General features: G+C 43.0%; 11 protein-coding genes. All 11 read left to right on the plus strand.

Annotation, left to right across the window (positions count from 1 at the left end; all coding sequences use genetic code 11):
- The first annotated feature begins 21 nt into the window (after positions 1 to 21).
- The 11 genes from ACMQ5W_RS16540 (at position 22) to efp (ending at position 12,182) form a co-directional block, all read left to right on the plus strand.
- A complete protein-coding gene (locus tag ACMQ5W_RS16540; protein WP_148492052.1) occupies positions 22 to 639 on the plus strand; it encodes an MBL fold metallo-hydrolase in 618 nt (205 codons plus the stop codon).
- Positions 632 to 2,017, plus strand: a complete 1,386-nt coding sequence (gene hemZ, locus ACMQ5W_RS16545) for a coproporphyrinogen dehydrogenase HemZ (protein ID WP_419026126.1) — start codon at positions 632 to 634, stop codon at positions 2,015 to 2,017. The genes ACMQ5W_RS16540 and hemZ overlap by 8 nt, the downstream gene beginning before the upstream one ends.
- A gap of 2 nt (positions 2,018 to 2,019) precedes the next feature.
- Positions 2,020 to 3,273 (plus strand): histidine--tRNA ligase, encoded by a 1,254-nt coding sequence (gene hisS, locus ACMQ5W_RS16550; RefSeq protein ID WP_148492050.1) that lies wholly within the window; start codon positions 2,020 to 2,022, stop codon positions 3,271 to 3,273.
- Between the two features lie 103 nt (positions 3,274 to 3,376).
- Positions 3,377 to 5,140: an aspartate--tRNA ligase gene (aspS, locus tag ACMQ5W_RS16555; RefSeq protein WP_419026127.1), complete on the plus strand. Its 1,764-nt coding sequence runs from the start codon at positions 3,377 to 3,379 to the stop codon at positions 5,138 to 5,140.
- 2 nt (positions 5,141 to 5,142) lie between these two features.
- Entirely contained in the window at positions 5,143 to 5,745 is a 603-nt protein-coding gene (gene nadD / locus ACMQ5W_RS16560) for a nicotinate (nicotinamide) nucleotide adenylyltransferase (protein WP_419026128.1), read from the plus strand.
- Positions 5,723 to 6,289 (plus strand): bis(5'-nucleosyl)-tetraphosphatase (symmetrical) YqeK, encoded by a 567-nt coding sequence (gene yqeK, locus ACMQ5W_RS16565; protein ID WP_419026129.1) that lies wholly within the window; start codon positions 5,723 to 5,725, stop codon positions 6,287 to 6,289. Before nadD ends, yqeK begins: the two co-directional genes overlap by 23 nt.
- An 85-nt stretch (positions 6,290 to 6,374) precedes the next feature.
- The gene (gene rsfS, locus ACMQ5W_RS16570) at positions 6,375 to 6,716 is read left to right on the plus strand and encodes a ribosome silencing factor (RefSeq protein WP_148492046.1); all 342 of its coding nucleotides are present in this window, start codon (positions 6,375 to 6,377) and stop codon (positions 6,714 to 6,716) included.
- 10 nt (positions 6,717 to 6,726) lie between these two features.
- The gene (gene leuS / locus ACMQ5W_RS16575) at positions 6,727 to 9,195 is read left to right on the plus strand and encodes a leucine--tRNA ligase (protein ID WP_419026130.1); all 2,469 of its coding nucleotides are present in this window, start codon (positions 6,727 to 6,729) and stop codon (positions 9,193 to 9,195) included.
- Positions 9,196 to 9,205: 10 nt separating this feature from the next.
- The gene (locus ACMQ5W_RS16580; RefSeq protein WP_419026131.1) at positions 9,206 to 10,996 is read left to right on the plus strand and encodes an RNase J family beta-CASP ribonuclease; all 1,791 of its coding nucleotides are present in this window, start codon (positions 9,206 to 9,208) and stop codon (positions 10,994 to 10,996) included.
- A gap of 203 nt (positions 10,997 to 11,199) precedes the next feature.
- Complete coding sequence (locus ACMQ5W_RS16585; RefSeq protein ID WP_419026132.1) at positions 11,200 to 11,538, plus strand: YlbF family regulator; 339 nt, start codon at positions 11,200 to 11,202, stop codon at positions 11,536 to 11,538.
- Positions 11,539 to 11,621: 83 nt separating this feature from the next.
- Complete coding sequence (gene efp / locus ACMQ5W_RS16590; RefSeq protein ID WP_148492042.1) at positions 11,622 to 12,182, plus strand: elongation factor P; 561 nt, start codon at positions 11,622 to 11,624, stop codon at positions 12,180 to 12,182.
- Positions 12,183 to 12,277 lie beyond the last annotated feature (95 nt).

Below are 12,277 nucleotides of genomic sequence, written 5' to 3' on the forward strand. Positions count from 1 at the left end.
TAAATAGAAGGAGACCAACATATGAAAATTTATAGATATTTAACATGTCCAATCCAGGTAAATACGTACCTGGCATATGACGAAACAAAAAAAGGGTTTATCGTTGATCCCGGCGGATACAGCGCTCAGTTGACCGAAAAAGCAAAGCAGGAAGGCGTTTCTGTCGAATATATCATTTTGACCCACGGTCATGGCGACCATATCAGCGGAATTGCTGATTTTAAAAAGGATTTTCCCGATGCAAAGATTATCGCTTTTGAAGGGGAAAAAGAAATGCTCTTGGATGCGAACCTCAATGAATCCATGGGTATCTGCGGTTACGCGGTAACAGTAGATGCTGACATCTATGTGAAAGATCGGGAGACCATGATGATCGGGACGACTGAACTCACCTTTGTTCATACACCTGGTCATACAAAAGGCGGCATGTGCATTATCGCTCCAGGGTACGTTTTCAGCGGTGACACCTTGTTCAGAGCATCAATCGGTCGGACTGATTTCTATGGCGGAGATTTTAACGAGATTGTAAAATCAATTCGGGAAAGACTATTCGTACTTCCTGATAATACCGTTGTTCTGCCTGGACATATGGGAGAAACTACGATTGCCTACGAAAAGGAGCACAATCCTTTTGTATAAAATAAAGATACTGAACTTTGAGAAGAAATATCTGCTCGACGAACTGATTAAGATTTTTTTACGGCCAGATCAATACGTGCTGACAGAAGAAGAGGAGATGGACGTAGATCTGGTGTTTAACGAAGAAAACTTTTCTGAGAAACGTACGATTTACAGACAGATTTATGATAAATTATCAGTTTTGACAGGGAAGCAGCCTGAGTGGGGTATTCTAACGGGAATCAGACCGGTAAAACTCTGTGGAGAGCTTTATGAAAATCTGCAGGATGTCGACCTGACACTGCGGAAGGATGTCGACCTGACACTGCGGATTTTAAAAGAAGAATATTATATCAGTGAAGAAAAAGCACAGCTCATTATGGATACCTATTTACATCAAAAGGATTTCTGTGGCATGGCACCAGAAAAATCTGCTGGTATCTATATCGGGATTCCTTTTTGTCCCACCAGGTGTGTTTATTGTTCTTTTGCCTCAAACCAGGTTCCAGACATTGAAATCACTAAATATTTAACCGCATTACATAAGGAAATTGAATATACAGGCAGAAGGATGAAGGAATGCGGACTCACCGCAGAAACCATTTATATCGGCGGCGGAACCCCGACAACCCTCAGTGCGCGTCAGCTAGCGGAATTAATAAAACAGATTAAAGACTCTTTTGATTTATCACAATTGAAGGAATTCACAATCGAAGCAGGACGGCCCGATACGATTACAGAAGAAAAACTGGCAGTGATTCAAAGCGCGGGGATTGAACGTATCAGCATTAATCCCCAGTCTATGAAGCAGCATACCTTGGATTTAATCGGCCGCAGCCATAAACCAGAAGACATCACCAAAGCCTTTGCCCTTGCGAAAAAACATCATTTTCAGTCTATCAATGCCGACGTGATTGCCGGACTGCCAGAAGAAAATGCTGAAGACTTTCTAGAAACCTTGCGAGAATTGCTGTCTCTTGCGCCTGAGAATATCACAGTCCATTGCCTGGCTGTGAAGAGAGCGTCCAGACTAAAAGACATCGACAAAGACTTTCATTATAAGCAGGCGGAAATTGTCGCTGAGATGTTAGGGAAGGGCCGCAAGATTCTAGAAGAGGCAGGATACATACCGTATTACATGTACAGGCAGAAACACATGGCTGGTGCTTTTGAGAATACGGGGTATTGTAAAAAAGGTAAGGATTGCATTTATAATATACGAATTATGGACGAGCATCAGACGATTATCGCACTGGGTGCCGGTGGTATCACGAAGGTGTATTTTCCGGCTGAAAACCGCCTGGAGAGGGTGCCCAACGTAACCAACTATCAGGAGTATATAAATCGTATTGACGAAATGCTGGATAGAAAAGAAAAGAATTTATTTATGGAGGTATAAAAATGGCAATTATTGCACCAAAAGGAACAAAAGATACGTTACCGTCACAGGTGTACAAATGGCATTACGTAGAAAAGAAATTCTCTGAGATCTGTGACAAATATGGCTTTAAAGAGATCAGAACTCCTGCTTTTGAGCATACAGAACTTTTTCAGAGAGGTGTAGGCGATACCACAGATATCGTGCAGAAAGAAATGTATACATTCAACGACTATGCCAACAGAAGCATTACCTTAAAGCCTGAAGGAACTTCACCAGTGGCAAGAGCGTTTATCGAACACAAGCAGTATGCAGAAGTCCAACCGACCAAGTATTACTATATTACACCTTGCTTCAGATACGAGAAGCCGCAGTCCGGCAGACTGAGAGCATTCCATCAGTTCGGAATCGAAATTTTCGGCACGACCAATATGCTGGCCGATGCTGACGTTATCTGTCTCGGTTATGATTTCCTCCACGAGATGGGAATCAAGGACATTCAGTTGCGAATTAACAGCGTAGGCTGTCCAGAGTGCAGAAAAAACCATAGAGAAGCCTTGAGAAAGTTTTTAGAACCAGTTTATGATCAGCTGTGCAATACGTGCAAAGACAGATATGAGAGAAATCCGATGAGAATTTTGGACTGCAAATCTGAAATCTGTCAAGAATTAGTGAAAGATGCACCGAACATGATCGATTATCTGTGCGATGAATGTGCAGATGCTTTTGAAGATGTAAAGAAGAACCTGGATGCCATGGGTATCGAATACGTCGTAGATCCTAGAATCGTCAGAGGTCTTGACTATTATACAAAGACCGCTTTTGAATTTGTCACCGACAGCAACGGAACCCAGGGAACTGTTTGCGGCGGCGGCAGATATGATCATCTGATTGAGGAGATCGGAGGACCTCCGATTCCAGGTGTGGGATTCGGTCTGGGCATTGAAAGACTGATCATGCTCATGGAAGAAAATAACGTAGAAATCCCGCAGCCTGAGCCTTTGAAAGCTTTCATCGCTGTCATGGGCGATCATGCAAAAGCATTCGGTTTGAAGCTGCTGAGGGATCTTCACAAAAAGGGCGTCAAAGCCGAGATGGACACTTTGGCCAGAAATATTAAAGGACAGTTCAAGTATGCCGATAGATTAGATGCGCAATATACCGTAGTCATCGGTGATAATGAATTGACAGAGGGTGTCGTATCCATCAAAGAAATGGCAACATCACAGCAGCGTCAGGTTAAATTAGATGACCTGCTAGAAGAATTAGCAAAATAATACGACCAACTCCTATCCAGCTAAAGCTGTGGAGTTAAATCATAAGGCCTTCCATCTGCTTCGCTTTGCGAAACGATGGCAAGTGCCATTAAGGGAGCATGAAATGTCAGAGTTATTTAAGAGAACCCACCTATGTGGAAATTTAAATATTGAAAATGTCGATGAAGAAGTCGTACTCAACGGATGGGTAGCCAAGCAGAGAAGTCTTGGCGGCCTCATTTTCGTTGATTTACGAGATAAAACAGGAATCGTTCAGATTACTTTTGACGATACTATTCCTAAAGAGGTCTTTGAACAGGCAGAAACCCTGCGCAGTGAATATGTTATCGGCATTAAGGGTATCGTCAGAGAAAGAGCATCAAAGAATCCAAATCTGCCTACAGGCGAAATAGAAGTCTTTGCCAAAGATCTGGCATTGTATTCTCAGTCTGAAACACCGCCGATCTATATCAAAGACGACGATAATGTAGATGACAATCTGAGATTGAAATATAGATACTTGGATTTACGTAAGCTCAAGATGCAGGAGAATATGCGTTTTCGTCACCAGGTGACGAAACTTGCAAGAGACTATTTTGATGAAAACGGCTTTACAGAAATTGAGACACCGATTCTCATTAAATCTACGCCGGAAGGAGCGAGAGACTACCTGGTTCCCAGCAGAGTCAACCAGGGGCATTTCTACGCATTACCCCAGTCTCCTCAGTTATTTAAACAACTTTTGATGGTCAGCGGATGTGATCGATATATGCAGATTGCAAAATGTTTCCGAGATGAAGACTTGCGTGCTGACAGACAGCCGGAATTCACTCAGATTGACTTGGAAATGTCCTTCGTCGATCAAGATGACGTCATCGCCATGCAAGAAGGTTTTCTGCAGCGATTGTTCAAAGAGCTGATGGATATTGAAATTGAAACACCATTTCCGAGAATGACCTATGATGAGGCTATGGAACGCTACGGCAGCGATAAGCCAGACACCCGTTTTGGCTTTGAGCTGAAATCTCTCAATGCAGTCGTAGCTGATACGGAATTCAAGGTATTTGCAGACGCTCTCGCTGGTGGCGGCGATGTCAGAGGAATCTGTATCGATGGCGGCAGTGCAAAATTCAGCAGAAAAGATATCGACAAATTAACCGAACAGACAAAACACTACGGTGCAAAGGGGCTTGTTTGGATCAGAGTTGAAGAAAATGAAATTAAATCGTCTGTCAATAAGTTCTTTAACCAAGAGCAGCTTTCCGAAATTGCAGCCGTCTTTGATGCTAAAAGCGGCGATTTGATTCTGATTGCTGCAGATAAAGCAAAAGTCGTCTTTGACAGCCTGGGATTCCTCAGAAGACATGTTGCTGGTATCTTGGGGCTTCTCGATGACAAACAGTTTCATCTATTGTGGGTAACAGACTTCCCGATGTTTGAAAAAGACGACGAAACCGGAGAACTGAAAGCGATGCATCATCCGTTTACACACCCAAAACAGGAAGATATCCCGCTCCTTGACACAATGCCTGAAAAGGTCAAGGCAGATGCGTATGACATCGTCTTAAACGGTGTAGAACTGGGCGGAGGCAGTATCAGAATCCACGAAGGAGATCTGCAGGCAAAAATGTTCAAAGCATTGAAACTGACAGATGAAGAATGCGAGGAAAAGTTTGGTTTTCTGCTAGAAGCTTTCAAATACGGTGCACCGCCACACGGCGGATTGGCCTACGGCCTGGACAGGCTGGTCATGTTGCTCAGCGGTGAGCACAGCATCAGAGAGGTCATGGCTTTTCCGAAAAATCAGAACGCGCAGTGCATGGTCTGTGAGGCACCAGGTGTTGTAGAAGAAGGACAACTTGAAGAACTTGGAATTAGCTTGAGGTAAAAATGAGTGAAATAGGTATATTAGGCGGCACCTTTGATCCTTTTCATTTTGGTCATCTGTCCATTGCAGAAGCTGCCATCGAAGAATTTGATCTTTCAGAAGTCATACTTCTGCCGACAAAGGTTCAGCCTTTTAAAATCGGCAGAGAGATGGCATCAGAAGAGGACCGGGTTAACATGGTCCGCCTGATAGCTGAAGAAAATAGAAAGCTTCGTGTTTCTACCATCGAAGCTTTCAGCCAGCGGGTTTCCTATACTTATAAGACCCTGAAACTATTGCAGAAGGAGTATCCAGATGATAAGTTCTATTTTATTCTGGGCACCGATTCCTTTTTGACATTGGAAGAATGGTACAAGGGGAAAGAACTGCTGCGTGAATTCGCGTTTATCATCGGCATCAGGCCGGGATACAAGATCAGTGAGACAGAAAACACAGCGAAAAGACTGAAAGAGAAATACAATGCCGAGATCAGGATGCTTCACAATGAAATTGTTGAAGTATCATCGACAGAGATAAAAAATAACATCAAATCTGGACAGAGCATAGAAAGCTTAGTTCCTACACAGATAGAAAGGTATATTGATGAACACGGACTCTATAAATAGCTATATAGAAAAGAATTTTTCTGAGAAAAGAAAAATTCATACAGAAGGAGTCAGAAAGACTGCGATCGTTTTAGCCGAAAAATATGGAGCCGATGTGGACAAGGCTGAACTGGCAGCCTTATTTCACGATATGTACCGCGGCGTTTCAGAAGATGTGCTCAATTACTATATCAAACATCTGAATTTAGACAAAAAATATCTGAACAACTGTAATCTCGCTCACAGTAAAATCGCAGCTGTCATCATGAAGCGAGACTATCATATTGAAGACGAGGATATCATCAATGCGGTCAGTTATCACACGACGGGAAGGCCAGGGATGTCACTATTAGAAAAAATCATATACATCGCCGATGCCATCGAACCCAATAGAAATTATCCCGGCGTGGACGCACTCAGAGAAGCCGCTAAACACGATTTGAATGAGGCATGTCTCTTATCTTTGACTAGAACCATAGAATACGTGCAGGGACAAGGAAACTATTTAGATCAGGATACACTGCTTGCCAGAGATTATTTTATGAAGTATACGACGAAAGCCTGACCAGCTAAAGCTGGGGCGTTAAAGCATAAGGACTCTCCCTCAATTTACCTTGTAAATTGGGACGAGTCCATTAAGGAGAGATTGAATGGAAAATAAGAGTTTTGCATTACTGGCAGCCAGACTGCTGGATAACAAGAAGGCAACAGATGTTGTCGTCATAGATATTATGGAGAAATCATCTTTTGCAGACTATCTCGTAATCGCATCGGGTAATTCCGAAAGACAAGTCAATACACTTGTAGACGAGGTAGAGGAACAGTTTGCGAAGGAAGGACTTTTAGTAAAAAGTATTGAAGGGAAAAATTCTGGATGGATACTCATGGACTTCGGTGATGTGATCGTCAATATCTTCACCAAAGAGATGAGAGAAAAATATAATATCGAGAAGGTGTGGGGAGACTGCAGCTTCTTAGATGTGGAGGAGTAAGAAAAGCGATATGAACGAAAAGTATAATTTTAAAGCAATCGAAGAAAAATGGCAGAAATACTGGAAAGAGAACGACTGTTTTAAGACAGTAGAAGATACGAGTAAAGAAAAATACTATGTGCTCGAAATGTTCCCATATCCGTCGGGAAAACTGCACATGGGTCATGTGAGAAACTACTCCATCGGAGACGTCGTAGCTAGATGCAAGAAGATGCAGGGGTATAACGTGCTGCATCCGATGGGCTTCGACTCTTTTGGATTGCCGGCGGAAAACGCTGCCATCAAACACGGCGCGGAACCGAGCAAGTGGACATGGGAAAACATACATGAGATGGAAAACCAGTTGGACCAGCTGGGACTTTCCTATGACTGGGACAGAGAGGTTCAGACCTGCAATCCGGATTATTATAAGTGGATGCAGTGGATCTTCATTCAGTTTTACAACAAAGGACTGGCCTATAAAAAAGAGAATCCGGTCAACTGGTGTCCGAGCTGCCAGACCGTACTTGCCAATGAACAGGTCGTTGACGGTTGCTGCGAAAGATGTAAGACACCTGTAGGAAAGAAAAATCTTTCTCAGTGGTATTTCAAAATCACCGATTACGCAGACAGGCTGCTCGACAATCTGGACACCCTTGATGGATGGCCTGCCAAGGTCAAAACCATGCAGAGAAACTGGATTGGAAAGTCTATCGGTGCTGAAATTGATTTCAAAATCGACGAAACAGATAAACTGATGAAAGTATTCACCACCCGCGCAGACACGCTGTTCGGTGTAACTTATATGGTTATGGCGCCAGAACACCCTTATGTGATGGAACTAGTGAAGGATACAGAATATGAAAAGCCTGTACAGGACTACCTTGATAAAGTACAGCACATGAACGACATCGAAAGAACTTCCACTACCAATGAAAAAACAGGTGTTTTCATCGGCAGATATGCTGTTAACCCAGTCAATGGCAAGAAGGTTCCAATCTTCATCTCAGACTATGTACTGATGGGGTATGGTACTGGCGCCATCATGGCTGTACCAGCTCACGATCAGAGAGACTTTGACTTTGCAAAGAAATTTGATTTGGAAATTATACCAGTGGTCAATTCCGAAGACCCGGCAGTCGATGTCAATAATCTGAAAGAAGCTTTTGATGCTGAGGGTACCATGATCAACTCCGGCAAGTTTGACGGACTCAATAACAGAAAAGCCATCGCCGCCATGATCGACTGGCTGGAAGAAGAGGGTATCGGCACGAAAACTGTCAACTACAGGCTGCGTGACTGGCTGATTTCCAGACAGAGATATTGGGGAACACCGATTCCGATGATTTACTGTGAGGAATGCGGCTGGGTGCCAGAAAAAGAAGAAAACCTGCCCGTAATGCTGCCGACTGACGTTGCGTTCACAGGCAAGGGAGAGTCACCGCTGACAACCTCAAAGACTTTTGCAGAGTGCACCTGTCCGAAATGCGGCAAGAAAGCGACGCGAGAAATGGATACCATGGATACCTTCCTGGATTCTTCCTGGTATTTCTTGAGATACTGCGATCCTAGAAACGAAAATGCTATCTTTGATAAAGAAAAAGCAGACTACTGGATGAACGTCGATCAATATATCGGCGGAGTTGAACATGCAATTCTTCATCTGATGTACGCTAGATTCTTCCAAATGGCACTGCACGATCTGGGACTGGTTAAAGACGAAGAACCGTTCAAGAACCTTCTGACCCAGGGAATGGTAAACAAGGACGGAAAGAAAATGAGCAAATCTTTGGGCAATGTTGTCAGTCCAGAAGAAATCATCAAAAAATATGGCGCCGACACAGCCAGATTATTTATTCTCTTTGCTGCACCGCCAGAAAGAGAACTGGACTGGTCAGATGCAGGTGTAGAGGGAAGCTACAGATTCCTCAACAGAGTATACCGTCTGGTCAGTGATTTCAGTCAGAATTATCAGGGAGAAACTGATTATGAAATAAAGTCAGATGCAGATAAAGAACTGAACTATGTACTTAACACTACCATAAAGAAAGTAACTGAGGACGTAGGAGGCAGATTCAGCTTCAATACTGCAATCAGTTCTATTATGGAATTAGTTAATGAATTATATAAATACAAAGAATTGGAAGATGCAAACCAGGCCTTCATGAAAAAGGCAATCGATACAGTCGTAATGATCCTTTCACCATTTGCCCCTCATGTCTGTGAGGAAATGTGGGAAGCGCTTGGATATGACCAATCACTGACTGCGGTCTCATGGCCGTCTTACGATGAAGACGCACTAGTAAGAGATACAGTAGAAATCGTTATTCAGGTAAACGGAAAAGTGAAAGAAAAGTTAAACGTTGCAAACAATCTAAGCAGAGAAGATCTGGAAAAAATTGCTCTTTCCAATGACAAAGTACAAGCTTTGACAGAAGGCAAGAACGTAGTAAAAGTCATTGCTGTCCCTGGCAAGCTTGTAAATATCGTTATAAAGTAAAGGGGAGAACATGAGAGATTACAATAGCAAAAAGCCGCCTGTAAAAAAGGCTGCAGTTAAGAAACCACCGACAAAGGAAGTGCCGGCTAAACAGAAAACCGTCAATAAGATACTACCAAAGAAAAATCCTGTAAAGCAGGGCAAGAAAGCCGACAATCTAAAAGTAATACCCATCGGAGGACTTAACGAAATCGGTAAGAACCTGACGGTATTAGAGTATAAAGACCAGATGATTCTCATCGACTGTGGTATGACTTTCCCAGAGGATGAAATGTACGGAATCGACGTTGTCATTCCTGATTTCAGTTATTTGGTGAAAAACGCGCACAAAATTTTGGGCGTGGTCATTACCCACGGACACGAAGACCACATCGGAGCAGTTCCATACCTGCTGAAGCAGATCAATGTTCCGATTTACGGCACCAGGCTTCCTCTGGGGCTGATTGAAAATAAGTTAAAAGAACACGGTTTGAAGGCGAAACTGAACACTATTAAGGCTGGGGATAAGTTCAAATTGGGAGAATTCAAAATTGAAGCCATTAGGACAACGCACTCCATTGCCGATGCCATCTGCCTGTATATCCAGACGCCCGTTGCGTCTATCTTTCACACAGGCGACTTTAAAATTGACTATACACCCATCGATGGAGAACCAATTGATCTCGCTAAATTCGCTGAAATCGGCAGACGCGGCATAGACTTGATGATGGCGGACAGCACCAATGCTCTGCGAAAAGGTTACACAGCATCTGAAAAGGTGGTAGGCCAGACATTGGACGGAATATTTCGAGAAGCGAAGAATAGAATCATTATTGCTACCTTCTCCTCAAATGTCCACCGAGTACAGAAAATCATCGAACTTGCTGTGAAATACGGACGAAAAGTAGCTGTTTCCGGTCGAAGCATGGAAAACGTAGTCACTCTAGCCATCGAACTCGGTTACCTGCACATTCCTGCAGGCGCATATGTTGAACTGAATAAGACGAGAAACATACCGGACAACGAGCTAGTCATTATTACCACAGGAAGTCAGGGAGAGCCGATGTCAGCTTTGTCGAGAATGGCAAACAACGAGCATCGGAACGTCAAGCTGAAAAAAGGGGACATGGTCATTCTTTCATCTTCACCTGTTCCCGGCAATGAAAAAACAGTATCCAGCGTTGTAAATAAATTATTTGAAAAAGAAGTAGAAGTCATCTACAACGATATCGCAGATATCCACGTATCTGGCCACGCCTGCCAGGAAGAATTGAAATTGATTCACACTTTGATCAAACCGAAGTTCTTCATGCCAGTACACGGCGAATACAGACATCTGGTACAGCATTCCGTTATTGCAGAGAGCGTAGGAATGAGAAAAGACAGGATTTTCATCTTATCTAACGGGGATCAATTGTCAGTAGATAAACGAAACGCCGTTAAGTTTCACAACGTCGTCAATGCAGATGACATTCTGGTCGATGGATTGGGCGTAGGAGACGTAGGAAACATCGTTTTGAGAGATCGAAAGCTGCTTTCAGAATCAGGTCTGATCATCGTGGTGTCGGCAATCGATAGGGCTTCGGGTGAAATTATATCCGGTCCTGATATCGTATCCAGAGGATTTGTTTACGTCAGAGAAAACGAAGATCTGATCAATGATGCGAAAAAAATTGCGCATCAGGCATTGGAAGACAGTCTGGAAGCTGGCAATCGAGATTGGAGCGGTATAAAAAACAGTGTCAGAGAAGAGCTGCGCAAGTTTATCTTTAAAAAGACCAAGAGAAGTCCGATTATACTGCCGATATTCCTAGACGTATAATGGCCTGGGCCGATTTCTGCAAGAAATTGGCTGGATTAAGCCGTATAAAACTGCCTGACTTTTTCGTCTCTGGTTTCGTTTCTCACGTACTATATGTACGCTCTGAGAGGCAGTCACTTGACGCCTTGCCAGAGACAGAAAATTCACGGGCAATTGAAATATGAAAAGTGCAAATTTCCCACAAGAGCATAGAGAGGTGCAACATGAACGTATATGATCAAGCTCATGGATTGGCGGCAGCCATCAGAGAGTCAGAAGAATTCAAGCAATATGACCAGTTGAAGAAGGTCGTCGATGAAAACGAAGAGTTGTCAAAGATGATCAAAGACTTTCAGTCCAAACAGTTCGAGGCGCAGGCAAAACAGATGATGGGAGAGGAAGCTGCTCCTGACATGAGCCAGCAGATTCAGAACTTATATCAGATTATCATGAAAGATCCTATGGCCGCACAGTACATGCAGGCAGAAATGAGGTTTTCCCTCATGATGAACGATGTGTACAAGATTCTTGGCGAAGTAATGGGACTTGGCAACATGGGATAAATTTGGTATAATACTTTTATCAGAAAATGTACTATCGTGCAGAAAAAATACAATATAAACTAAAAGAAAGTGAGAATAGACCGATGATTACAGCAGGTGATTTTAGAAAAGGAATGACATTTCAGATTAATGGAGAACCTCATGTCGTGCTTGATTTCCAGCATGTAAAGCCTGGAAAGGGAGCCGCTTTCGTAAGAACAAAATACAAGAATATCATTACGGGAGCAACAAGAGAAGAAGCATTCAATCCCAGTGATAAATTCGAGAATGCACATATCGAAACAAAGGTAATGCAGTATCTCTATAACGACGGAGAACTTTATTATTTCATGGACAACGAAACCTTTGAGCAGGTTCCAATTGGTCAGGATATGGTTGAAGATGCGATCAAATTCCTGAAAGAAAACGATGAAGCCACAATCAAATTTTTCCAAGAGAAACCGTTTATCGTAGAGGCGCCGAACTTTGTTGACCTGGTAGTCATAGAGACAGAGCCAGGCGTCAAGGGCGATACTGCCACAAACGTTACAAAGGCTGCCACAGTAGAAACCGGAGCAGTCGTACAGGTTCCTATCTTCATCGAAGAAGGAGAAAAGATTCAGATTGACACCAGAACTGGTGATTATCTAGGAAGATCCAAATAAAAATCTGAAAATGACAGAAACTACGTTATAAAAAGAATATGCTAGACCGAGAAGGGACGTATTTTTGCGTCCCTTTAGAAATATATGAGGTAAGA

Origin of the sequence: Emergencia sp. (genome assembly GCF_048465375.1) — a bacterium.
In the GTDB taxonomy this organism is placed as follows: domain Bacteria; phylum Bacillota; class Clostridia; order Peptostreptococcales; family Anaerovoracaceae; genus Senimuribacter.

What these genes read in the sequence shown, in the direction of transcription:
- ACMQ5W_RS16540 (WP_148492052.1), top strand. Translation starts at nt 22, where the DNA reads ATGAAAATTTATAGATATTTAACATGTCCAATCCAGGTAAATACGTAC.
- hisS (WP_148492050.1), top strand. Translation starts at nt 2,020, where the DNA reads ATGGCAATTATTGCACCAAAAGGAACAAAAGATACGTTACCGTCACAG.
- aspS (WP_419026127.1), top strand. Translation starts at nt 3,377, where the DNA reads ATGTCAGAGTTATTTAAGAGAACCCACCTATGTGGAAATTTAAATATT.
- nadD (WP_419026128.1), top strand. Translation starts at nt 5,143, where the DNA reads ATGAGTGAAATAGGTATATTAGGCGGCACCTTTGATCCTTTTCATTTT.
- yqeK (WP_419026129.1), top strand. Translation starts at nt 5,723, where the DNA reads ATGAACACGGACTCTATAAATAGCTATATAGAAAAGAATTTTTCTGAG.
- rsfS (WP_148492046.1), top strand. Translation starts at nt 6,375, where the DNA reads ATGGAAAATAAGAGTTTTGCATTACTGGCAGCCAGACTGCTGGATAAC.
- leuS (WP_419026130.1), top strand. Translation starts at nt 6,727, where the DNA reads ATGAACGAAAAGTATAATTTTAAAGCAATCGAAGAAAAATGGCAGAAA.
- ACMQ5W_RS16580 (WP_419026131.1), top strand. Translation starts at nt 9,206, where the DNA reads ATGAGAGATTACAATAGCAAAAAGCCGCCTGTAAAAAAGGCTGCAGTT.
- ACMQ5W_RS16585 (WP_419026132.1), top strand. Translation starts at nt 11,200, where the DNA reads ATGAACGTATATGATCAAGCTCATGGATTGGCGGCAGCCATCAGAGAG.
- efp (WP_148492042.1), top strand. Translation starts at nt 11,622, where the DNA reads ATGATTACAGCAGGTGATTTTAGAAAAGGAATGACATTTCAGATTAAT.